This window comes from Lactobacillus sp. CA30L, from assembly GCF_059900845.1.
Window position 1 is genome coordinate 139,110 of record NZ_JBWXGB010000004.1, and the last position, 23,767, is coordinate 162,876.

Below are 23,767 nucleotides of genomic sequence, written 5' to 3' on the forward strand. Positions count from 1 at the left end.
CTATTTACATGGTGAGCAACATATGCAATCTCGAAAAAATTTGAAAAAATACAATAAACGCAACAACCTTTGCTTGATCATCATTGGACTAGTTTTGATTCTGGGGGTTGTTTTTGGCGTTGTCATGTACAATAACCACGTTGAAGCGCAAAGGCAGGCCCGTGAGTTTGCCACTAGCCACTTCAACCCGAACGTGCGCATCTATGGGGTTAACGTGGGCAAGCTTACGGTTAACAAGGCGACTGCAAAGATCAATAGCCACGCCAATAATATTGTGGTGCTTGAAAGCGGCAAGGTGACAATCGAGCGCGATCCAGACACCGCCACGATTGACCGGCAGACCACGGCCACATACTTCAAGAAGCAGCACACCGCCATGCCCGACAACCGGGACTACGAGTACCGCAATACTGCGCTTGATGCCGCCAACAAAAAGCTGCATGCGGTCAGCCACGCTGTTACCACCTACAACGTTGCCGGCAAGTCCTATAAGTTGAAGGCGCAACCCCTTATCAACAAGGCCGTGTTCGAAAAAGGTAAGTATTCCTTCATCAACGTGGAGAACCTTACCGCTAAACTAAACAAAATTGACAAGGACGTCACAACCATCCATAAGAGTTTCAAGTTTGCAGTGCCCGTCGGTAGCAAACTAGGTGCCCAGAAAATTACCGTCAGAAACGAAAGCTACGGCTGGGGCGTTCACGTCAAAAGGGCCCAGGAAGCCGTTGAACAGGCCTTTCTGAATGGCACCAAACAACTCGACGGCCAAAATTACATCTACGGACTAGGCTATAGCACCTATGGACTCGGTTACGGCAAGAGCAACCACGGAATTGGCAACAACTATATTGTTATTTCGCTCAAAAAACAGGAACTCTGGATCATCCGCAAGGGCAAACTCGCGGTCCACCTGACTGACGTCGTTACCGGTACTAAAGATGGCGGCAAGGGCAACCGAACGCCGCAAGGCGTCTGGTACATCCACTATAAGGAGTCGCCTGCGACTTTACGTGGATTCAATAACAACGGATCGCGGTATGCGTCCAAGGTTAAATACTGGATGCCCTTCACACTGAGCGGCTGCGGTCTGCACGATGCCGCTTGGCGGTATGATTGGTCCAAGACCGCATACCTGCGCGGCGGTTCCCACGGCTGCATCAATATCAAGCCCCGTGAAATTAAGCGCGTCTGGAATAACGTTATCAAGCACGAAGCAGTGATTGTTTACAATTAGCCCAGCAGCAAATAATTGAACAGCAAAAAAGCATTACCGCAAATTTGGTAATGCTTTTGTTTTGTCTTCAATAAGCTAAGAACTGCTCATTTTACAGTGCAGCTTCAATAGCTTTATTAACGACCGACCCCTCTTCTTTAACCAGGTTCACCTTCGTGGCAATCACCTTGGTATCCATGTTGATTTCCCGGCCCAGGCCCGGCTGATCAACCTTGGGGTTAAAGAATTCTTTGAATTCTTGCAGGCGCGCGGCCGTGTGGAACACTCTGGCAGTCACGGTGATGTAGGTGGTAAACTCCATGTCGCCACCGACCGTCTTCTCCAGCCACGACCACTCACGGCGCAGCCAGTCCCAGGCAGCCTGCTCGCCCTTGTCATTGGCCAGGACGCCCAAGTACCAGCTCCGGAGGTCCTGCGGCTTGATGACATCGGCGGCCTTGAAGTCGGCAACAATCTGCTTAATGTCGCCTTCATCCGTGGTTGCCCGCACCGCTGACATCAGGTCGCTCTTGTAGTAAGGATCGACCACGGTCTGGTACTGCTGCAGCAGACGATCAACCAGACCGGATTCGCGGTAGTTTTTGACCTCGTTAATCAAAACGTACGGACGAATTGCAGCGTCGATGGCCGCCAGGTCCTGCTCGTTAGCCGCAAAAATTTCATGCCCTTTTGCAATCGTCTCCTGGTCTTCGGCGTACAGCTCGGCTGATAGAACCAGTGGCCGCATGATGCGGTCATCATCATTATCACTGGCCTTGGCCTGCCAGCCCAGACGCTCCATCTGCTTGCTTGCAAGCTGGTGGGTGAAGGCCTTCAGGTTCTTTTCTTCCGGCGAGTCAGGTTCAACGAAAATGCGCAATTTTTCAGCTACGTTAAACATTGCGTTGATGACAATGTTTGAGCGTGAATCCGCAAATTGCGGCAAAAGCGGGACGAGGTCGGCAAAAGAAATCTGCTTGCCCTCGGCCAGCAGGCCCAGATCCTGAAGCAGCTGCAGCTTGTCCACCGGCTTGAGGCTGCCTAATTCACTCATGATGTCAGCCATCAGCGTCTCATCGTAGTTAACGATGAAGTGCGAACTGTTGCCCACGTTGAGGCGGAGGGCGTGACCAGCGTTAGCGCGCAGTTCCTGGTAGTCGCCCAGGTCCACTTCACGCTCTTGCATAATCTGCGGCGCGTCAAAGTTGGCGTTGAGCGGGATGGCCCAGGTGCGGCCAACATCATTGCCCTCACCGGTAAAGAATTGCTTCTGCGTCAGCAGCAGGTGCCCCTCTTCGTCAACCTTGGCGTTAACCACCGGGTAACCCGGCTGGTCGAGCCACGTGTGCATGATTTTGCCGATGTCGAGGTCCGTGACGGTTGACAGGGCGTGCCACAGGTCGTCGCCCGTCGCGTTGCCGTAGCTGTGCTGGTTAAAGTAGTATTTGAGGCCCTTGCGCAAGGCATCGTCGCCCAAAAGCGCACGCACCATGACCAGCATCCGTGAGCCCTTGGCGTAAACAATCGCGCCATCAAAAAGCGAGTCAATGTCGGCCGGGTGCTCAACTTCAACGTGGACGGACTGGACGCCATCGGTTGCATCCCGCCTGAGGGCCGCCGGCACCTCGGAAGTCTGGTACGTGTTGTCCCAGACGTGCCATTCCGGCTCAAGTGCATCAACCGAAACGTACTCCATCATGTTGGCAAAACTCTCGTTAAGCCACAGATCGTCCCACCACTTCATCGTTACCAGGTCGCCAAACCACTGGTGGGCCAGCTCGTGGGTAATTACCGTAGCCACGTAGGCTTTCTGCTGGTCCGTTGCGTTGTCGGGATCAAGCAGGATGGCGGCCTCACGGTAGGTCACCAGGCCCCAGTTCTCCATCGCTCCGGCGGAGAAGTCCGGCAGGGCCAGCTGCCAGGAGTGCGGCAGCGGGTACTTGGTTTCATAAAATTCCTCGTAGAATTCAATCGCACGCTTGGCAATGTCCAGGGCAAAGTCCAGCTCCTTGGCCTTGTGCGCCTTGGTGGCAAACACGCCCACCTTCACGCCGTCCTTGGTCGTGGTCATTTTAGACTGCAGGTCACCAAAGGCAAAGGCGATCAGGTAGCTAGACATTCTGACCGTCTGGTCAAAGTAGTGCACGCCTTTTTCAACCTTGACTTCGGGCATGTTGGCAATCGTCGTTTCGCCCTCGTGCTCGTCGTACTTCAGGGCAAGCGAGAAGGTGGCCTTGGCTTCCGGCTCGTCAATGCACGGGAAGGCCTGCCGGGCAGCAGTCGTTTCGAACTGCGTCCCGATAATCTGCTTCTTAACGCCGTCAACCGTATAGTAGGACGGGTAGATGCCCATCATCGTATCGGTCAGCGGGGCAGAATAAGCAATCTCCACTGTCACCGGGCCGGTTTTGCCCAGGTCAATCTTGATGCCCTCGCGCTCGTCATCAACAGTAAAGGGCACGTCCTGGCCTGCGCACTTGACCGCAGCAATTTCCATGTATTTCTGGTTGACCCAGATGGTGTCTTCCACCGCTTCACCGGTGATGGCTGACGTTCCCTTAATTGTTTTCTGTTCCCGGTCGATATCAATGAATAAATCATAGTGGTCGGGGTGAAAAGTTGCATAAAAATGTTTTTCAGACATAACTTGCCTCCTAAAATATAGCTATTATTATAAATTCTACCAAAGTTAAGTAAAAATAACATTAAAACTTGATTGTAAGCGATGCGTGTTGTTTCTGTAACAGCAATGAAACATTGACTGTGTATTATTATCCATAGTTGATTAGAATATTGCGGGAGATGGCATAAATTGAAGAAGAGTAAAAGTTTTATCTGTAAGCTGGTAGCGGCACTGGCCCTAGCATTTAGTTTTGCTGTAGTAGTTGAAACAACCAATAGCAATCCATGTACACAGACTGTTCAAGCCGCACGGAAACTGTCAAAGACTGAGTGTGCAGCCAAGAAATGGGTGGCCATGCACGAATCCGGCGGCAACTACTATGCGCGCAACGGCGTTTGTTACGGCAAGTACCAGCTCAACGTTGCCTACCTGCACGGCGACTATTCTAAGAAGAACCAAGACAGAACAGCTGACAATTACGTCTACGGCCGTTACGGCTCATGGGTTAACGCCAAGAACTTCTGGTTAGCCCACCACTGGTATTAAAACTTTAATTATTCATCTCCATCGACATTAAAAAACGCCTGGTAACAAACTGGGCGTTTTTTTGGTGCATTAATTTAGCACAGAGCGCGTTTGCAGCGCTAGGAATTGCGGCCTAGCAGCCGCCCAATCTTGGCCAAAGAGGTCGCATCGCTTCTGATCAGGGGCGCGCACTTGATGAACAGCTCGATGCCGCCGTTGGGGCCCGTCGTATAGACGAAGGCCTGAAAGCCGTCCTTGAAGAAGCGTTTGCGGTACTCGATGACCTTCTCGCCCTGCAAAATCTGTCGCACGTACTCTTGGTGCAGCGACATCAGGAGCGTGGGCAGGAAGGGATCATAGGCGGCGTCAATTATTCTATTCATCATAAAGACATCCTTTCACACTTAAGGGATTAATCTTGTGGCGTTTGAATCATTGCCAGGTACTTTTTAACCAGGTCAGCCTTGGCCCCCTGCTTTTGGTAAATGAGCTGAATGGAATAGCTAGTGTCCACTCCTCTTAAGGGGCGGTAACATATCTGGCTGCGCAGGGGCAAGTCAATTAACCCGCCCGCGTAGTGGGCAACGGCCTGATTGGCGGCAACCAGCAGCTGCATGTGTTCGATGCTGGGAGCCCGCCGGACATCCAGCTGCTTGGTTTCAAGCGGCAGGTGGCTGACAAAGCCATTTTTAATGTAGTTGGAATCTTCCGGTGCATAATACAGGAGCGGGTATCTGGTCAAAACAGCTAGGTCGAACGCTGACTGCTGACTTAACGGATTCTTGCGACTGATTCCAATCATGATTCGATCATTAAAAATAGACGTAATCTGAAGGTTCTGTTGCTGCTTTAGATATGAATTCCGACTATGATAATCCATTACGTAGGCGCAGTCCAAGATTCCCAACACCACATCGGAAATGAGGTTTTCCACGCTTTCTTCACTAACCTTGACCCTAACCTTGTCCCTGAGTCCGGCCATATCCAAGTGGTGCGCTAATAATATCCCGTCGAAGGGCGAAAAGTAGCCAATATTCAATTCCTGGTATTCTGCTTGCTGACTCGTCTTTAAAATTTCGATCGTTGAATCTAATTTTTGCATCATGTCACGCACGTGAATATAGAATTGCTGGCCCGCCTGGGTCACGGTGATCTTGTTCTTGCCCCGCGAAAACAGCCTAAAGCCTAATTCGGCCTCAAGTTGGGCCATGCTGATTGAAATCGCCCTCTGCGTCAGGAATTTTAATTTAGCCGCCTTTTGAAAACTGCCCGCATCAACGACGGCAATGAAATTTTGTAATTGGTTTGAATCCATTGTGCTACCCGAAATCTTTTTTCTACTATCAAAAATAATAGCCCCTGTTGGTCCAATTGTAAACGCTATATTATTATATTGTGATTAATTTAATTAATTTGCTAACGGAGGATATTACGATGGTTAAAACAAATTATGATGCCGTCATCGTTGGATTTGGCGGAGCCGGTTTAGCCGCCGGCGTTGAATTGGTGGAACAGGGCAAGTCGGTCCTCGCCCTTGAGAAGGGCAAAAACTGGGGGGGCGCCTCTAAGTGGGCAGCCGAAGGTATTTTTGCCGTTGAATCACGTCAACAAATCAACGCGGGCGACTATACCACACGTGATGACATGTTTCACCACTTAATGAGCTGGGCACATTGGCGCAACAATGGTCGGCTTGTCCGCAAATTTATCAACAAGTCTGCAGATACCATTGAATGGCTACAAAATCACGGCTTAAAGACGTTATTAGTTGGTGACGTGCAGGACTATCACTGGAGCAAGCCCGGAACATACCACATGTTCATTGACAAACTTGACTCCTTTGACAAGCTTGTCAACTATTTTCAAGAGCGCGGCGGTGAGATTCTGACCGAAGCCCGCGGGCAAGAATTAATCATGACCGACGGGAAGTTAACCGGCGTGAAGTACCAGCACGACGGGCAAACACAGACGGCTAACGCACCGGTTGTAATCGTGGCGGACGGCGGCTTCATTGGCAACGAAGAGATGGTCAAGAAGTATATTGACCAGGACATCAGCGACTGGTACGTTGCCGGTGAAACCAAGGCTACCGGCGATGGCATCCGCATGGTGCACAAGATTGGCGGCCAGATGCGGGGCTTTTATAACTTCCAAAATCACAATGCCTGTGTTTATCCAACCTTTGAGGCAACGGGCGGAGAAAAAGGCAACTATTCAATTAATCAACTCTACTCCCTGCCGCTGCTCTGGGTGAACCGCCGCGGCGAGCGCTTTACCGATGAAAAAGTGGTCTACGACAGCGTCTTATGGGGCAATGTGACCGCCAAGCAGAATGGTAAATATTTTGAAATTTTGGATCAAGCCACCCTAGAAAAATTTAAGAATGAAAAAGTTCCAATGCTGAATTCATATACGCGCTATGCAGCTGCTAAAAGCTTTATTGACAGCCTGAAGCCTGAAGCCGTTAACGAGCCCACCCAATTAATGCGGCAATGGAGTTGTGAGGCAGTTACCGGTCCTCTGCCAAATTTAGATGCCGACTGGCAGCAGGCCATGAAGGATGGCTACGTCATCAAAGCGGATACCCTGGAAGAGCTGGCTACACAGATGGGCGTGCCAGCCGCAAACTTGCAAACTACCGTCGCTGCTTATAACAAGGCGGTTGACCACCAGTACGATCCCGAATTTAACAAGGACAAAGTCCTGCTACAATTTGCCGTTAACCGCGGGCCGTTCTATGCTATCAAAGTGCGGTCGGCCGTCTTGGGCACCATTGGCGGTATTGAAATCGATGAGAACTGCCGGGCAATCGGGCAAAATGAACAAGTTATCCCGGGCGTTTACGTCGTTGGCGCGAATGCCACCGGGATGTATGACAACTCATATTCCGACGTTGAGGGCGTCACCTGTGCATTTGCATGGAATTCAGGACGCATGGCTGCCGAAAATGCAGTCCAGTACCTCAATAAATAAATTTGATTAAAGTACGCAATTATCCTTACAGAAAAAAGCTGTGTTTCATTTTTGAAACACAGCTTTTGGCTTTATCATTAATGGTGTGATAGATGGGCCCGTACGCGACCGCACCTGAGCCAACTGGCAAAGAATGCGAGGCCAAAGATGGTCAGTGCTACTACCGCCCCCATAATAATCATGCTATTACTATTCAGAGCAAGTGCCTGATCTCCGTCAAGTAGACGATTCGACTCATTAACTTGATTGCACAATCCAAAGAATAACATGATCAGACTGCTCAAAGTCAGTAGGCCATTAACCGCTGTCCAAACTCTTATCCTTGTTAATTTCAAAACCATGTCCCTTCTTTCGATTTAAATATGCGTATTATATACCCTCATGAAATAAATGCAAGACCTTTGCTTAAAAAAATATTTTTTATTGGTTAAAATTATTCATTAATGCCAAGCGTGCAGTTTAGCCCCAAACTAATGCCTAAAGTGCAGGCTGGCGCCAATGGCCACGGTGGCAGACCTGCCGATTTTAGGAAATATGTTATTTTGCCAGCAGATTTAATTAATTTTATGTATCGGTCAGACCGGTATATTTACCCCGGGTTTGCTGTCCGCACAACTAATGAATGCGGGAATTTTTCCGCAAAAATTTACGGCTAATTAGCAAACCACCACAAATAGGTCTTTCAAAATATGGCATAATTAGGTAAGATAGATAAAAATTACATACTTTGAACAGAAGAGTAACTTTATTTTTTCTAAATAGAGAATCTTTACTTGGTGGAAAAAGACAGAAAAATAAAGCGAACCACATCTGGGAGTATCCCCCTTGAAAATTAGTAGAGGGGGTTCGGGAGTGCCCGTTAGCGCACCAGAAGTTGATAGACTTCTTGAGGTTATTGTCGTGAGGCAATAATGAACAAAGGTGGAACCACGATTAGACGTCCTTTAGCTCTTTGAGCTAAGGGGCTTTTTTGTTTTTAAGGAGCAGCTAGATGAACTATGCTTTAGAAATTTTTCCGGCTTTATTAAATGGTGCTGGAATGACCCTAAAAGTTTTTTGCTTTACTTTGCTGGGCGCAATTCCGTTAGGCGTATTGCTTGCCTTCGCCCTGCAGATACCGTTTAAGCCGCTGCACTGGCTGATTAATTTTTATGTTTGGCTAATGCGCGGCACCCCGCTGCTTTTGCAGCTGATTTTTGTTTTTTACGGCCTGCCGCTGCTGGGCATTGTATTTGAACGTTACGACGCAGCCCTATTTGCCTTTGTCCTAAATTATGCGGCCTACTTTGCCGAAATTTTCCGCGGGGGCATTCAATCAATTCCGGCGGGTCAATACGAGGCGGCCAAGGTTCTCCGTCTAACTAAAAAACAAACAATTGGCAAGATTGTTCTGCCGCAAGTAATTAAGATTGTCCTGCCTTCAATTGGCAATGAAGTTATCAACCTGGTCAAGGATACCTCGTTAATTTATGTTTTAGGCCTGGGCGACTTGCTGCGGGCCGGCAAGATTGCGATGAGCCGCGACGTTAGTCTGATACCGCTATTTTTAGTTGGCATCATCTACCTGCTGCTGACTGCCGTTTTGACCCTCCTGGCACGAAAATTAGAAAAGCACTACCAGTATTACAAGTAAAGTGGGTGAAAAAATGCTTAAAATCAAAAATTTGGTCAAGAGTTTTGCCGGACGCAAAATCATTGACAACCTCAACCTCGAAATCCCAGACGGCGAAATCCTCACCATCGTCGGTCCCTCTGGCGCCGGTAAAACAACGCTGCTTCGGTGTCTAGCCGGGCTCGAGCCCATCGATTCCGGCGAATTAATTATGAACGGCGCCCCCTTTGACCCGGCCCAGATGGCCAATGCTGATCAGATCGTCGGCATTGTCTTTCAAGACTTTCAATTGTTTCCGCACCTTTCCGTTTTAGACAACATCACGTTGGCACCGGCCCTTGTTTTGCACGAAACTAAAAAAGAGGCCACCGACCACGCCCAAAAATTGCTGGCCGAGTTGGGTCTTGCCGGCAAGGAAAAGCTCCTCCCCTACCAGCTGTCGGGCGGGCAAAAGCAGCGCGTGGCATTGGCCCGGGCTCTGGCAATGAAGCCCCAGGTCATCGGCTACGATGAACCGACCAGTGCGCTTGACCCCAAGCTGCGGGACCAAGTTGAAAAAGTCATTTTAACCTTGAAAAAGCAGGGCATAACGCAAATTGTGGTCACGCATGACCTGGACTTTGCTGAGCATATTGCCGACGACATCTTGAAGGTAGAAGCAATATAAAGGAGGACTGGCATGGCCAAAAAAAGAAGAGGGCTGATTCTATTCTTAACCTTTCTGCTTGTTCCGCTTCTTGCCGGCTGCGGGCGGACCAAAACCGCTGCCGATCAGTGGTCCCGCATCAAACAAGAAAAGCGCATCATTGTCGGACTCGATGACACGTTCGTGCCCATGGGCTTCCAAAATAAGGCGGGCCAAATTGTCGGCTTTGACGTTGATCTGGCCCGCGCGGTTTTTTCCTTGTACGGGATTAAGGTCGACTTCCAGCCGATTGACTGGTCCATGAAGGAAAATGAGCTGCAGAACCAAACAATCGATTTAATCTGGAACGGCTACTCCAAGACCGCCGCACGGGCCAAGAAGGTGCGCTTCAGCGCGAGCTACATGAAAAATGACCAGGTAGTTGTTGCACTCAAAAAGAAGCATATCCAGCGTTTTAAAGACATGAGGGGCAAAATTATCGGCATCCAAAACGGCTCGTCCGGCTACGACCGCTTTGAACAGCAGCCGCAAATTTTAAAAAATCTGGTCAAAAAGCACACGCCCGTCCTCTATGATGGCTTCAGCGAGGCCTTCATGGACCTACATGCGGGCAGAATTGACGGGCTCCTGATTGACCGGGCATACGCGGGCTACTATCTGGCGCATGAAAGCAATCCGGCCGACTACACCGTGACAACAGGCAATTTCCAAAGCGAAAGCTTTGTTGTGGGAATGAGAAAGTCCGACCGCCAATTAGCACGCAAAATTAATGCCGGATTCACAGAGCTGCGAAAATCGGGCAAGATGGCCCAAATTACGCGCAAGTGGTTCGGCCGCACTGGTTTGAAGCAAAATTGACCAAGTGCTCTGCTTCTTTCCCAGCTTAACCGGAAACTAGGGCGAGCATCCCTATTAACAATTATCACCGTCCCGAATAAACACAAAAACCCTCGCACCTGAGATCGATATACCCATCTTAGTGCGAGGGTTTTGTTCTGGTTAACCGGCTTTAGCGCTGTGGCCTATGACCACTCGCTGGTCAACCACTCCTGGGCCAGGTTGAACCAGTGCGCCGCGTGGGGATTGTCCTGCCACTCGCGACCCTTGATCACCATATCCCGGCGCGCCAACGAAAAGCCGTGGCCGCCGCGGTTGAAAATATGAATTTCACACGGCACCTTGCTCTTCTGCAGGGCAGCGGCATATTCCAGCGTGTTGGTCACCAGGACCACCGGATCATCCCAGGCGTGAAAAATAAAGGTGGCTGGCGTCTGGGCCGTCACGCCCAAGGAACTGTTTTTGACAAATTCATCCGTGGGCACCATATCTTCCTCGCCTGCGGGAACGTCAAAGCCAATCTTGGCCAGGTTAATCAGCGGGTAGCCCAAAATAGTCTTGTTGGGCAGAACCGCCTCACTTTTAAAATCAAACTGCGTTTGATAATCAGCGGCGTTGGCCATGCTGTTGGCAAAGCTGACCACGTGGCCGCCCGCCGAAAAGCCAGCGGTAACCACTTTTTCCGGATCAATCTGGTACTCATCCGCGTGCGTGCGGAAGTACCTGACCGTCGTTAAAACATCCAGACCGGCATCAGGATAAATATCGCCTTCGTCCTGGACCAGGTTGTACTCCATCACAACGCTGTTAAAGCCGCAGTTGTTAAAGGCCAATGCGACCGGTTCGCCTTCGCGCTTGGACAGGTGGTCGAAGCTGCCTCCAGGAATCACGATTGCGAGCGGGTGCAGGGGGCTTGCCAGGTCCCCAATTGGTGCCAGCATATACGTGTGCACCCGGAATTTCCGCCCGTTAAAGTTAGTTAAAGTTAAATCTTCTGTCTTCATTTTTTTACCCCATGTTTACGTTTTGTCATGCCTTGTACCAAAAAAACCGTTGTCAAGGGGACTGCCACCAGTACGCCAATCAGCGAATACATTATGATCAGCGCCTCGTTGACAAACATTTTTTCGTTTAGAACCTCGCCCAAAGTATAATTCAGGCGGATGTACCATAAGAACAGCGCCAAAAAACTGCCAAACATCCCAAACAGGATGGTATTCATGGCCGTCCCCAGGACATCATTGCCAATCTTGGCGCCGCTGGCCTGCAGCTCGCCCCGTGTAATCGCAGGATTATGCTTTTTTATTTCAAACAGGCCCGAACTCATGGCGACTGCGGCCTCTGCGACCGCGCCGAGCGTTGAAAAAATGGCCACGGCGACCGCAATGAGCGGGTAGTTTAGCCCCGGCATCTGCGACAGGCCCACCAGCAGCTCGCCGGCCTCCGGTCCCATGCCCGCGGCCTGCGCCAGCCACTCAAAGGCTCCGATCAGGACGCTCATGATCAGGCATACCCAGAGTGCGGCGCAAAACGAATTCTTCGCCACCCGGTAATCGTGCGTACCCAAAAAGATGATGGTCACCAATTTTAGCGGAATAAAAATCAGGATGAGGATCGGGATGCTGATGCCCCACGAAATAAAAATTGCCAATAGAATCAAGAGCAGCGTATTGATCAGGACGCTGAAGAAGCTGCGGATGCCCGTTTCGCCACCGATTACCGTCATTAAGAGTGCCAGGACGATGATGAGGGCCATTAATGTGCTCACTTTTGTTTACCCATCTTCCCATTTTTGTCTTCCAGAAGCAGCAGACTGCAGCCCGTCGCAAAAACGACGGTCAAAACAATCCCGATTGCGGAAATTACGCTCTGCGTGACGCCCAGCGACAGCGTAAAGCCGAACGTCGACCGCAGGGTATTGTTGTCGCGCAGGTAAATGATTGTTTCCGGCAGGGCCTCGGACATGAAGATCAGGACGAGGACGTTGATGAGCGGCCCCATAATCTCCTGACCCATCGTCCGCCCACTTTCAATCAGCTGCCCGGCCGTCAGGCCGGTTTTGGTTTGAATCAGTTCGTACAGACTGGAAATGATGTCGGTCGCCTCGTCCATGACGGCCCCCAGAATCCCCAGCAGCGTCTGGGCAAGAAATATTCCGCGCGGATCCTGCGTAGCGTAGTCGCCGGTTTCGTACTTGATCTCCGACTCGCCGGTCAGATGCATGATCAGGTAGCAGATTGCAAACGAGACGAAGACACCCAGCAGGGTGGCCAGCCACGTTGCCAGCATCTTGCGGTTAAGGCCCTGGACAACGAGCAAACTGAAAAAGGAGAAGACCACGTCGGCAAGCCCGAAGAGCAGCACGATGTGGGACCCGTTCAATTTGATGTCAAGCGTGATGACGAGGTAGAAGAGCAGCCAGCTCAGCGTCATCGAGGCAATCAGCCCCAGCGCCTTTCTGCCGGCAGCCACAACCATCAGCACCACCATCACAGTAAGGGCAAGGACCAGCACCCAGTCCCTCTTGGGGCCCTGAATCGCCGGCTCGCCCTTCCTGACATTGACAAATAGCCGTTGACCCGCACGATACTTCTGGGTCACCATCTGGGACGGATAATACAGATTCGTCGTGGTGTATCGCTGGCCCCTGTGTTTTCCGGACAAGACCCGCAGGTGCAGGACCTGCTTCCTGGTCTCGTCCTTGTTGTCATACACATCCCGGCTCTTCTCCACCAGCGTGTCTTTAATCGTGGCGTCCGTAATCACGGCCACGTCGTTTTTGGAGTAAATGCCGCTAGCAAAATAGACACAGGCCGTCAAGGCCAGCCCCAATACAGCTGCCACCGCCGCAAACCAGTATCGTCGTTTGCTTTTCTTCAATATCATCCGTCCTATTCTATATTGGTTTACTTTACCCCAAATCTGCGTCTTAGACTTCCCGGATTAACCTAAATTGCCAAAATTTAATATTATGAAAACCGGCCATTGCCCGCCACGTCGTTTTTAACCGGCTACATGTTGATGAAGCGCTGCCACCAGTGCTTCTTCTCCGGCTCCACCTGCATGTCCTCAAGCGTGCGGTGGGCACCGGCCGCGGCCTGCTTCTGCGCATTTTCCTTGGCCTTGGCCAAAATCTCCTCGTGCAGCTGCGCGCTCGACTTCTGTTCATCATGCAGGACCTGCGCCCGCTTTTCGGCCGTGGTTACCGGACGGCCTGCACCAGGGGCATGCTCGTCCTGGATACCACCATTTGTATCGTCTTCATCCGTCACAATGCCTGAGATATCGGGCAAGGCGGCAAAGTCTTCTTCCTTGCCGACCGCCCCTTCGGATTGCGCCTGCTTTGCCAGCAGCGTCTCGTTCTGTTCCTCAATTCGATTCAATTGCTCCTGCAGGCTTTCAAGTGCCGCGTTCTGCTGGCCGATCGTCTGCTGCAGGCCATTAAATAGCTTCATCATCTGCGGCGTGGACATCATTTCCTGCTTTTCTTCATTATCAGCGAGAGTATCTTCTTTTTGCTCGCTCACGGCAAAAACCTGCTGGGCTGCGTCCTGCAGGGTCAACCCGTTGCTTTGGGCCAAGCGGTGAAAATCCTTCAGGTCCTGGATGTCCTGCTTGCTGTAGAGCCGCGCCTTCTGCTTGGACCTGGCGTAATAATCCGACTTGTTCGTGACGCGCTCGACGATCAGCGAATACTTGCGCAAGGTTGCAACGCTGATGTGCAGTTCCTTGGCCGTCGCCGCCGGCGCCATTAGTTCTTCAAAGTTATGCTTATCACTGGTCATGACGTATTACTCCTTCATAGATTAATCAGCCTAGCTTGTGCAGCAGCGTCTTCTTGTGGTCATAACGCTCTAACCCGAGGTCGATGAGGCGCGTAATGAGGTCGGTGTATGAGATGCCCGCATCTTCAAACAACTTGGGGTACATGCTGATGTTGGTAAAGCCCGGCAAGGCGTTAACCTCGGTCAAAATCACCTGCTGGTCGCTTTCCCGCAGCGTCGAATCAATCCGGGCCAGACCGCTGCATTCGGTTATCTGGTAGACTTTCAGCGCGTTGGCCCGGACCTTTTCTACAATTGCGGCTGGCAGCGCGGCCGGAATCTGCAGGGTTGTGGTCGAATTCTCATCATACTTGTTGGCGTAGCTGTAAAAGGTGCCCGCAGCGTTGATGATCTGACCGACGCCGGAGACAAGCGGCTGGTCGTTGCCCAATACCGCCGTCTCAACCTCGGTGCCGTGGATCGTCTCTTCCACTAATACCTTGTCGTCATACCTAAACGCATCGGCCAGTGCAGCCGCGTACTCCTGCGCATTGGTCACGTGGTGCACGCCGACAGAGGACCCCTGGTTGGACGGCTTCACGAACAAATCGCCGCCCAGCTTGGCGCTGACGGCCGCATAGTCATGCTTGTCATTCTTATCGTCCTCGTACTCAAAGCGCTTGATGGCGATCCAGTCGGCCACCGGGACGCCGGCATGCTGGGCTAAAATCTTGGTGAACTCCTTGTCCATCGTTACTGCGGCCGCCAGCACATCATCGCCGACAAACGGCTTGTCCAATACGCGGAACAGGCCCTGCAGGCCGCCATCCTCACCCAGATTGCCGTGCACAATAGGGAAGAAAACATCGATTTCGGGCAGGCTGGCCAGCTCGATTAAGTTAGACAGGTTGGCCGCCTTGTGCGGATTTTCAACCACATAATGGGGGTTGTCAAGAACCTTGAACGCATCCTCTTCACTGGCGATGTAGCCCGAGTTTGTAACCCAGATGGGGTGAACATCGAACCTCTGCTTGTCAATCGCATTGTAGATGTTGTGCCCCGACATGATTGAAACTTCATACTCTGATGAGTTGCCACCAAAAATAAGACCGACCTGTGTTTTCTTCGTCATTGTTTTTACCTCTTAATTATTATTTCTAACTTTTTCATTATACGGCAATAAATGGCGAAATAATTAAGAATTAGGCGATTTTTAGGAAATATTTCCCGCTGCCTTATAAAAACCAAAAACAGCCTAATAAAGCACCTGCCATGTTTAAGGCAGCCTTTTTTCACAAACAGCACAAGAATCCCAAGGCCCCTAGGCTGCGTGCCGGTTAATAGCGATTTGATTATACCGCCTGAGCCGGACACCACTAAGCCGGGAAACCATGTGCCTAAAAACGCGCATGTCCGCAACGTTCCCCAGCTGGTTGTTTTGCCACTTATAGCAAAATTGCTATGGATAAATTGCAAAAAAACTATTTGATGCAGCCCACATGCAAGCGTTATCCTAAATTCAGAATTAATTAAGGTATTAGTGACAAAAAGAGGTTATTAAATATGAACATGAAGAACGGAAAATACAACGTTAAGGCGCAGGGACACGGCTCCGAAGCCATGCCCATGACCGTTGAAATCAGCGACAACAAGATTTTAAGCATCCAGGTAGATTCGTCAACCGAAACCAAAGGCGTGGCTGATGAAGTCTTCAACCGTCTGCCCCAGGAAATTATCGCAGGCCAGACGCTGAACGTCGATGCCGTCAGCGGTGCGACGATCTCCAGTCACGGCGTCGTTGATGGGGTGGCCGAAGCCATTGCCCTGGCCGGCGGCGACGCGGCCGAATGGAAAAAGCGGGCCAAGCCCGCAGTTGCACAAAGGCGGGATGAGGAAATTACCGTTGACGTGGCCGTGGTCGGTGCGGGTGGTGCCGGTCTAGCTGCCACCGTTCGTTCCGTTCAACAGGGCAAAAAAGTGGCCCTGCTGGAAAAATTTCCCCAAATCGGCGGCAACACCAGCCGTGCCGGTGGTCCATTAAACGCGGCCGACCCCGAATGGCAGAACCGCTTCGATGCCCTCCCGGGTGAAAAAGAAACGCTAGAAGACCTGGCGGCCACCCCGCTTGACGAGATTGATTCGGAATACCAAGACGACTTCAAAAAATTGCAGGCGCAAATTAAGGAATACGTTGATTCCGGTGCCAGCCACCTGTTTGACTCCACCCTCCTGCATGAAATTCAAACTTATCTCGGGGGCAAGCGAACCGACCTCAGTGGCAACGAGATTCATGGCAAGTACGAACTGGTGCACGAACTGGTGACCAACTCCCTGAATTCGGTTAAGTGGCTGACCGACCTGGGCGTCAAGTTTGATACCAGTGAAGTAACCGAACCGGTCGGAGCCCTGTGGCGCCGCGGTCACAAGCCGGTTGAACCAATGGGCTACGCCTTCATCCACATTTTGGGCAACTGGGTAAAGGCACACGGCGTCAAGCCTTACCTTGAAGCAACCGTCAAGCACCTAATCATCAAGGATAATCAGGTTTGCGGCGTTGTGGCTGAACGCGTGGACGGCAGCAGGCTAACCGTTAACGCCAAGGCGGTTATCCTAACGGCCGGTGGCTTTGGCGCCAACACCAAGATGGTGCAGAAGTACAACGCCTACTGGGAACACATTGATGATGACATTGCCACCACCAACTCACCGGCAATCACGGGCGACGGCATCCGGCTAGGACTTGAGGCAGACGCCGACTTGTTCGGAATGGGCTTTATCCAGCTAATGCCGGTATCCGACCCTAAGACCGGCGAATTATTCACGGGCCTGCAGACACCGCCCGCCAACTTTATCATGGTCAACCAAAAGGGCAAGCGCTTCGTCAACGAATTTGCCGAGCGGGACACGCTGGCCAAGGCGGCGATTGACAACGGCGGTCTGTTCTACCTAATCGCCGACGACAAGATTAAGGCAACAGCCTACAACACAACGCAGGAATCAATCGATGCCCAGGTCAAGGCCGGCACCCTATTCAAAGCCGACACGCTGGAGGAGCTTGCCCAGAAGACCGGCATGGATCCGGCGGCCCTCGTGCAGACAATCAAAACCTACAACGAGGACGTCGATCGCGGCGAAGACCCTGAATTTCACAAAAACGTCTTCGGCCTCAAGTGTGAAGTCGCACCGTTCTATGCAACGCCGCGCAAGCCGGCCATCCACCACACGATGGGCGGTTTAGCAATCGACACCAAGGCGCACGTTTTGAACAAGAACGGCCAGGCCATTGCCGGCCTCTACTCCGCGGGTGAAAATGCCGGTGGTCTGCACGCGGGCAACCGTTTAGGCGGCAACAGTCTCGCCGACATCTTCACCTTTGGCCGCATCGCTGCTAACACGGCTTGTGCCGAAATTCCGACTGCAGACGCGACCAGTGGCGCATCCGCTCAGTAACACTAGGCAAGGAGAAAAGACATGTTTTTAAAAAGCCACTTTGGCACCATTATTACCGCCGTCTTAGCGCTCGTTATGGGCTTCATCATGGCAGTTGCCGTAGCCCTGGTTGACCGCTTAGGATTGACCTGGACCGTGATTTTCAAGCTGTGGGGTGAGATATTCTTCATTGTCTTCGTCGTTAGCTTGTTTATCCCCTACAATAACTGGGGCGACAAATTTGCCGGCATGTTCGGCCTAAAAAAGGGCACAACCGCCTTCAAGCTGGTTCAGGCAATCATCCCCTCCGCAATTTTAAACACGTTCAACACCCTCGTTTGCAGCGGGCAGAGCATCTTCTACAACCCGGCCATTCCCCAAGCTGCTAGAATGCAGACTTGGGTCAACGGCTGCCTGCACGATTGGCTGATCTTCTTCATCATTTCATACGCAGCATCCTTCATTGCCGTTTGGATTGGTACCAAGACTGCCACCGCCGTTTTGGGCGCGCCCACGCACGCTTAATTCAGCTAATCTAACCCAACAAACTGGTAATCGCCACGCAAAACAACGTGGAATTACCGGTTTTTTGTATTCCCAAAGCGGTAAAATATAACTGTCCCTTAAGAATCACAGTCAATTTAAAGGTGGGTAACTATCATGAACAACCCGGAAGAATTGCAGCACCTGCTGGACGTGCTCCTCAAAAACAGCTCCTTTACCAAGGCGGCAAAGGAACTGTACATCTCGCAGCCCTACTTGACCCAGCTAGTCGGTCGGATTGAAAAGAACCTGGGCGTCAAAATAATCGAGCGCGCTAAGCTGCCCTACACCCTAACACCGGCAGGTCTGATTTACTACCACTACCTCGAGAGTATTTCTTACGACAAGCAGCAGCTCGCCCGGCGCCTGGCCTCCTACACCAACCCCGAAAAGCAGATTGTCCGTATCGGCATCTTGGAAAGTCTCGGCACCTACCTGCTGCCGGAAATCCTGCCCCCTTTTTTAAGGACGAATCCAACCGTTAGGATCCAGCTCGTAGAGGACTTTCCGCGCGAGAGTGAGAAGCGCCTGCTGAACGGTGACATTGACTGCTACATCGGCCAGACGCCCGAGGCAATCAATTCCAGCCTCGACGTAGTCATCAATGGCGGTGAACGCTACTACGTGGTAATCTCACCGACATCGCCCTACTATCAGGAGGGCAGGTTCATTCTTAAACCAGGCGAAATCAACCTCAAGGAACTTTTGCAGGAGCCCCTTGTTTTAAGCACGCCCGGATCCGCGATTAGGCACCAGGTGAACGGCATGTTTCAGCGGCTGCGCCTTGAGGAAAACATCGTGCTGGAATCACAGAGCGTCATTACGGCCACCAACCTGGCCATTCACGGCATCGGGCTGACCATCTCTTCAGCCAGCATCATCAAGCGGATCACCCAGACCCCGATCAACCTGCTGCCCCTCGACAGCAGCCTCATCAACCTGGTCTTCTTTATTGCTACCAGGCACGAGAAAAAGATGCCACCGGTCCTGAAAAACCTGGTCACAATCTTTAAAAACAAGAATTTGCAGCCCCAGATTCACTAAGAGCAATTAAAAAAGGGGGTGAGAATCAACTTCTCACCCCCTTTTTGCGCTTAAGCCAGGCTTGTCCAGACTAATGCCACGTGACCTCGTACACCTTGTTCATGTAGGTCTTTTTATTATTTTTGTCGTGGTATGCAACCGTCAGGTACACGTCATTGGCTGCGATTAACTGGATGCCCTCCAGCTCGCTGTAGTAGCCCGGAAAATCAAGCGGCGCGGCTGTGAGGTCGACCAGTTCCCAGCTGTCCGGGCGGGCTGCGCCCCAGGGAATCTTGATGACCTTGCGGTCAGCGCCCGCGGTATCACTCGCAAACTGGCTGGAAACGTACACGCTGAGTCCCCCTGCACCGCTTGCCCCGCGATTGCCGCCAATGGCAAACCCCTGAAGGGACCCCACCTCGCCCGTTTTTCCGGACAAGTGCGGAATCTTAAAAGCCTGCAAGCATTCAACGGTGGCAATATCCACGTAGCCGGTCGCTGCCAACGCGTGGTCCAGTGCCTCGTTAATGGCAGCCAAATGATAGAGGGCAAAGTAGCCGGTATAGTCGCTGTCGCCGTAGGCAACCAGAAAGTAGCGGCCATCCGGCGAAACGGCAGCCTCGACGCGAGCGAGCTGCTGGCCCGCACAGCCGATGCCCAGGCTGCTGCCCGCATGATTCAGGTTAGCCAGGCGCGGCCTCACCCTCGTGTTTTGTGCAATCGGCCTGTGGCGGGGTATACGGGTGCGGGCAATCTGCTTGGACCAGCTTGACCAGTTATTATTCAGGTCATTCGGCTTGGTCCCCACAAACCATTGACCAGGTCGGCCCGCATACTCAAACGTCTGGGTGTGTCCGCCCGCGCTCCCCGTCAGGTGCAGAACCGGCAATAATTTATTGAACGACGCATTGTAGCCGCTTTGACCACGGTAAACAAGCGTGGCATCCGCCACATGCTGCAGAGCGTAGATACGTTTGCCGACAATGCAGCTTTTCTGCACAACGACCTGCCGCAGATCACGGTCTACCGGACCGGTTGACCCCTGCCAATCATCCAAGTTGCTGATTAGTTTAACGGACACATTATTCGCTTTTGGTATTTTTTGGTTTACAGCCACAATTTTGCCAGTCCTTCCACCCTAAAATAAACGACCGCACGGCAATCTCTTCCAAACACCCTGGCCCAGATCCAGAATAGCAAAACACCGCAAAAGAAGTTGACTTTTGCGGTGTAATTACAGAAGAGGCCCCTCAGCCGCGCGCCAGCCTGCTACTTCAAGTAAGCGGCCACCGCCTTCAACAGATCGGCCTCATTATTAACGATAATACCGTTCAACTTGATCAGCCCAGTGGTGTACAGGTTTAGATAGTGGAACTGGTTCTCGGCAATCTGACCTAGGGCCTGCAGCTTCTTCTTGTTGTCGCTGCCCTGCTGGCGCGTATCCGTATACAGCCCTACAACCGGAATATGCTTTGCGTAGGCTACGCCAATCTCACTGGCAACGCCGTTGTCAATGCTATTGCCATCAAGAATCGCCACCATTAGGTCACTTGCAAGCAGCTTGGCCGTATCGGCCCGTGCAATCATCTTGGAATCGGCGTAGGCCTGCTTGTCATTGATTGCATCATTTTCCTGGGGCAGGTACAAGTCAATGGAAGCGTCCAGCTGCCGGATTTGGCCTGCCAGGTGGGCATTGTAATTAATCTCCGCCTGCGAAAACAACGCATTGGCAAAATAAATTTTCATGTTATCTCCTTTAACGTTTAACGAACATGCAGCACGCGCCCGCCATAGCCCGCCTTAATTGTTAGGCGAGGTGATTTCCCACGGGATTGCACTCAGGACGTAAAGAATTACGCCTGCTACCACAAAGTCCAGAAAGATGCTGCTGGCAATCTCAAGCGTGTAGCCAAAAAGCGCCAGGTTCTCGACGTTGAAGACAACCGGAACCAAGGCCATCATCCCCGCAAGCAGTATTATCCAAAAACCAGCCCACATCCCGGCCGCCGTGACCTCGTGCGCCAGTTTTTTAGAAGCCATTGCCACCCTCATCTCATCGATAATTGACCGCAAGCTGATGACCGCCATCACAACCACCGCAATATTAATGAGCAACAGCACAAAGGCAATATTGCTTCCAACGGTAATCGTGTTCAGGTTGAAGGCGTCAATTACGTCGTACGGTGCGCTGACTCCCCGCTTTTTCAGCTTCTCCTGCACCAGCTGCGCGTCACTCGAGGAACCCGCATCAATGTTCAAATCAATATCGTGCAGGATCTGCTTAGCTAGGTTCATGTTGCTGAACTTAACCCAGGGCACAAGCGTGTAATCAATAATATGATCAGCAATTGGCTGCGTCTGCTTATTCGTGAGCAGGTTGGGGTTCCCGTTTTTGTTGGCACCGAGCGTGGCCGCCAGAACATCGAAGTGCTTATTGACCTGCCTGACGACAACGGCTTCGTTGTTGCTGGTCCTGATCTGCCCCTTCATGAAGAAGGGGTTGAGGAAGGTAACGGTACTTATGGTTAAGGTAACAAGCAGAAAAATAACAAAGGCCAGTACCTTTTTGTATTGGCCGCTTTGTTCTTGATTCACCTTACGCGAGTTTTCCCTTAGGCCACTTGCCATATTAATCCTTCCTAACAGACGATGTCTTTGCCTTCATCAAACATCGTATCGATTGCATGATGAATCTCCTCAATATCGGCGGACGCAATAATCTCATGTCCGATCTTGAGCGCCTCGTCTATCTGATCAGGCGTGCAGTGCAAAAAGCTAAACATCAAAGAGCTGGTAGCATAATCCGCCATCTGTTCCGCAGACAGGTTGAAGCCCTTGCTGTCATAGTATAGCCGGCCGACGCCAGTTACTATAAAAGCAATCCCGTACTGAACCTCTTGGGGGTTAAAAGTATTTGCGTCGAAAATCTTGTTTTCCCTCACCCAATCATTGAGCATCGTGCTCCAATTGTCAAGGGTGTCGTTGCTGCTGAAAACTTCGTTGATGATGCGCTTAAGGCCCCGATCATAAATCCCCAGCATTGCAATGGTGTAGATAAAGGCCTTGGCACATGCACAAACGTTTTCGTCACCGGCATAGTGTGCCTTCCTAACCTGTTCGTCCAGTGTGTTGAGGATGTTGCGGACCACATCATCAATCAGCTTGGCTTTATGTGGGTAATATGACTGGAGGAGAGATTTGGAAATTCCTGATTTCTCAGCAATCATTTGAAATGAAACATTATCCATCCCATTTTCGCGAATTAGGTGAAGCGTGTTGTTTAAAATGATTCTTCTTCTCTTATAATTTTTTCGTCGTGCCATATAAGTTTCTCCATTTTCTATATTTGCTTATTTATTATACCAATAATACCCAACAAATAAACAATAATATACTGAAGTGACCCCACATACAGGCAATAGTCATCCACTTCAAGGAAGTAAAGCTTAGGTTCCTTCAATTAACTTATATTAGGTCGCTTTCACTCAGCAGATGCATAGAACGATCATTGTAGACGTAATTGATTCCCCGGGCCAGGAGCAAATCAACCGAAATCCGCACCATTCTGTCCGGATAGTGGCTGTGCTTGATCGTGTCCGTAACCACAATTTGTTCGACTGGCAGTTCGTTCAGAACCTCGGTTGCGTTCTGGGATAATAGCGCATGCGTTGAGGCAACATAAACTTTCTTAGCACCGGCAGCCAGGACCGACTTGGTTGAAGAAGAGATGCGTGACCCAGTATCGATCAGGTCATCGACAATGATGCAAATCTTGTCCTTGACGTTGCCAATCATGTCGTGGACGTTGGCATCATAGCGTGCCCGGCGCTGGTCAACGATTGCAATCGGGGCGTTGAAGTACTGCCCGAAGTCGCGGGCAAGCTTGGCGCCGGAGTGGTCCGGCGAAACGACAACAACGTTGTCGTCTTCCTTGGTCGCAATCCCGTTGTCGAGGAAGTACCGGGCCAAGATCGGCAGCGCGTGCAGGTGGTCGACCGGCACGTTGTAGAAGCCCTGAATCTGCGCCGCGTGCAGGTCCAACACAATCAGGTGGTCCATCCCGGTAATCTGCAGCAAATTGGCAACCAATTTGCCCGTGATCGGTTCACGCGACCGCGTCTTGGTATCGGAACGCGAGTAGGCCAGGTAGGGCACAACGACGTTAATCCGGTGGGCCGATGCCCGGTGCAGCGCGTCCAGCACAATCTCCAGCTCCATAAAGTTTTCATTCACGGGGTCCTGAATTGATTGGATGACGAAGACATCGCAGCCCCTGACGCTCTCGCCGATGTTAACCTGAATCTCACCGTCGCTGAAGTGCTGTACCGCAGTCTCAATCAGCGGCTTTTTCAAAATGCTGGCAATTTTCTCATTCAATGCGGGATTGCCGCTCAACCCAATTAGCTTCATTGGATGCAATAACTGCAGAATCTCTTCCTTGTTCATAGCTACCTCTTTATCAAAAATACAATCTTTTTATTCTATTATAAACAAAAAATGACACTAATGTTTAGAAAAGGACAGAATCACATAAAAAAACACGGAGAAATTCCGTGCAGGGTCATAACTATTACTCTAT

General features: G+C 51.2%; 23 protein-coding genes and 1 other annotated feature. Of the genes, 10 read left to right on the forward strand and 13 right to left on the reverse strand.

What is annotated here, in order from left to right; genetic code table 11:
- The first annotated feature begins 22 nt into the window (after positions 1-22).
- A complete protein-coding gene (locus tag AC2JF8_RS06055) occupies positions 23-1,234 on the forward strand; it encodes a L,D-transpeptidase (RefSeq protein ID WP_500762038.1) in 1,212 nt (403 codons plus the stop codon).
- A 91-nt stretch (positions 1,235-1,325) separates the two neighbouring features.
- Here the strand turns inward: AC2JF8_RS06055 and AC2JF8_RS06060 are convergent, their stop codons facing one another.
- On the reverse strand, positions 1,326-3,857 hold the full coding sequence (locus AC2JF8_RS06060) for a M1 family metallopeptidase (protein ID WP_500762040.1): 2,532 nt from the start codon (positions 3,855-3,857) through the stop codon (positions 1,326-1,328).
- Between the two features lie 168 nt (positions 3,858-4,025).
- Here AC2JF8_RS06060 and AC2JF8_RS06065 point away from each other — a divergent pair, with 168 nt between their 5' ends.
- Entirely contained in the window at positions 4,026-4,382 is a 357-nt protein-coding gene (locus AC2JF8_RS06065; RefSeq protein ID WP_500762042.1) for an aggregation-promoting factor C-terminal-like domain-containing protein, read from the forward strand.
- Positions 4,383-4,480: 98 nt separating this feature from the next.
- On the opposite strand, the gene AC2JF8_RS06070 is transcribed toward AC2JF8_RS06065, so the two are convergent.
- Entirely contained in the window at positions 4,481-4,747 is a 267-nt protein-coding gene (locus tag AC2JF8_RS06070) for a hypothetical protein (RefSeq protein ID WP_500762044.1), read from the reverse strand.
- Positions 4,748-4,773: 26 nt separating this feature from the next.
- Positions 4,774-5,676 carry a LysR family transcriptional regulator gene (locus AC2JF8_RS06075; RefSeq protein ID WP_500762046.1) on the reverse strand — a complete coding sequence of 301 codons (903 nt, stop codon included), beginning with the start codon at positions 5,674-5,676 and terminating at the stop codon, positions 4,774-4,776.
- 119 nt (positions 5,677-5,795) lie between these two features.
- Between AC2JF8_RS06075 and AC2JF8_RS06080 the strand changes: the two genes are divergently transcribed.
- The 5 genes from AC2JF8_RS06080 (at position 5,796) to AC2JF8_RS06100 (ending at position 10,450) form a co-directional block, all read left to right on the forward strand.
- Entirely contained in the window at positions 5,796-7,334 is a 1,539-nt protein-coding gene (locus tag AC2JF8_RS06080) for an FAD-dependent oxidoreductase (protein WP_500762048.1), read from the forward strand.
- Positions 7,335-7,426: 92 nt separating this feature from the next.
- Positions 7,427-7,558 (forward strand): hypothetical protein, encoded by a 132-nt coding sequence (locus AC2JF8_RS06085; RefSeq protein WP_500762050.1) that lies wholly within the window; start codon positions 7,427-7,429, stop codon positions 7,556-7,558.
- Between the two features lie 494 nt (positions 7,559-8,052).
- Positions 8,053-8,282, forward strand: a binding site (T-box leader).
- 43 nt (positions 8,283-8,325) lie between these two features.
- Positions 8,326-8,967 carry an amino acid ABC transporter permease gene (locus AC2JF8_RS06090; protein ID WP_500762052.1) on the forward strand — a complete coding sequence of 214 codons (642 nt, stop codon included), beginning with the start codon at positions 8,326-8,328 and terminating at the stop codon, positions 8,965-8,967.
- 13 nt (positions 8,968-8,980) lie between these two features.
- Complete coding sequence (locus AC2JF8_RS06095) at positions 8,981-9,613, forward strand: amino acid ABC transporter ATP-binding protein (protein WP_500762053.1); 633 nt, start codon at positions 8,981-8,983, stop codon at positions 9,611-9,613.
- A 12-nt stretch (positions 9,614-9,625) separates the two neighbouring features.
- Complete coding sequence (locus AC2JF8_RS06100; protein WP_500762055.1) at positions 9,626-10,450, forward strand: amino acid ABC transporter substrate-binding protein; 825 nt, start codon at positions 9,626-9,628, stop codon at positions 10,448-10,450.
- A gap of 164 nt (positions 10,451-10,614) precedes the next feature.
- Here the strand turns inward: AC2JF8_RS06100 and AC2JF8_RS06105 are convergent, their stop codons facing one another.
- The 5 genes from AC2JF8_RS06105 to AC2JF8_RS06125 form a co-directional block, all read right to left on the reverse strand.
- A complete protein-coding gene (locus AC2JF8_RS06105) occupies positions 10,615-11,433 on the reverse strand; it encodes an alpha/beta hydrolase (protein WP_500762057.1) in 819 nt (272 codons plus the stop codon).
- Positions 11,430-12,197 (reverse strand): YibE/F family protein, encoded by a 768-nt coding sequence (locus AC2JF8_RS06110; protein ID WP_500762059.1) that lies wholly within the window; start codon positions 12,195-12,197, stop codon positions 11,430-11,432. The genes AC2JF8_RS06105 and AC2JF8_RS06110 overlap by 4 nt, the downstream gene beginning before the upstream one ends.
- A complete protein-coding gene (locus AC2JF8_RS06115; RefSeq protein ID WP_500762061.1) occupies positions 12,194-13,315 on the reverse strand; it encodes a YibE/F family protein in 1,122 nt (373 codons plus the stop codon). Before AC2JF8_RS06115 ends, AC2JF8_RS06110 begins: the two co-directional genes overlap by 4 nt.
- Positions 13,316-13,440: 125 nt before the next feature.
- A complete protein-coding gene (locus AC2JF8_RS06120) occupies positions 13,441-14,214 on the reverse strand; it encodes a transcriptional regulator (protein WP_500762063.1) in 774 nt (257 codons plus the stop codon).
- A 25-nt stretch (positions 14,215-14,239) separates the two neighbouring features.
- Complete coding sequence (locus tag AC2JF8_RS06125; protein ID WP_500762065.1) at positions 14,240-15,325, reverse strand: D-alanine--D-alanine ligase family protein; 1,086 nt, start codon at positions 15,323-15,325, stop codon at positions 14,240-14,242.
- A gap of 437 nt (positions 15,326-15,762) precedes the next feature.
- Between AC2JF8_RS06125 and AC2JF8_RS06130 the strand changes: the two genes are divergently transcribed.
- The 3 genes from AC2JF8_RS06130 (at position 15,763) to AC2JF8_RS06140 (ending at position 19,209) form a co-directional block, all read left to right on the forward strand.
- Positions 15,763-17,643: a flavocytochrome c gene (locus AC2JF8_RS06130; protein ID WP_500762237.1), complete on the forward strand. Its 1,881-nt coding sequence runs from the start codon at positions 15,763-15,765 to the stop codon at positions 17,641-17,643.
- Between the two features lie 21 nt (positions 17,644-17,664).
- On the forward strand, positions 17,665-18,147 hold the full coding sequence (locus AC2JF8_RS06135; RefSeq protein WP_500762067.1) for a hypothetical protein: 483 nt from the start codon (positions 17,665-17,667) through the stop codon (positions 18,145-18,147).
- Between the two features lie 135 nt (positions 18,148-18,282).
- Entirely contained in the window at positions 18,283-19,209 is a 927-nt protein-coding gene (locus AC2JF8_RS06140) for a LysR family transcriptional regulator (RefSeq protein ID WP_500762069.1), read from the forward strand.
- 70 nt (positions 19,210-19,279) lie between these two features.
- Here the strand turns inward: AC2JF8_RS06140 and AC2JF8_RS06145 are convergent, their stop codons facing one another.
- The 5 genes from AC2JF8_RS06145 to AC2JF8_RS06165 form a co-directional block, all read right to left on the reverse strand.
- Positions 19,280-20,269, reverse strand: coding sequence for a helveticin J family class III bacteriocin (locus tag AC2JF8_RS06145; protein WP_500762071.1), 990 nt, complete (start codon positions 20,267-20,269; stop codon positions 19,280-19,282).
- A 188-nt stretch (positions 20,270-20,457) separates the two neighbouring features.
- Complete coding sequence (locus AC2JF8_RS06150; protein WP_500762073.1) at positions 20,458-20,934, reverse strand: nucleoside 2-deoxyribosyltransferase; 477 nt, start codon at positions 20,932-20,934, stop codon at positions 20,458-20,460.
- Positions 20,935-20,988: 54 nt separating this feature from the next.
- Positions 20,989-21,816 carry a hypothetical protein gene (locus AC2JF8_RS06155; RefSeq protein ID WP_500762075.1) on the reverse strand — a complete coding sequence of 276 codons (828 nt, stop codon included), beginning with the start codon at positions 21,814-21,816 and terminating at the stop codon, positions 20,989-20,991.
- 11 nt (positions 21,817-21,827) lie between these two features.
- Complete coding sequence (locus AC2JF8_RS06160; protein WP_500762077.1) at positions 21,828-22,511, reverse strand: TetR/AcrR family transcriptional regulator; 684 nt, start codon at positions 22,509-22,511, stop codon at positions 21,828-21,830.
- Positions 22,512-22,653: 142 nt separating this feature from the next.
- Positions 22,654-23,634 (reverse strand): ribose-phosphate diphosphokinase, encoded by a 981-nt coding sequence (locus AC2JF8_RS06165; RefSeq protein WP_500762079.1) that lies wholly within the window; start codon positions 23,632-23,634, stop codon positions 22,654-22,656.
- Between the last annotated feature and the right edge of the window lie 133 nt (positions 23,635-23,767).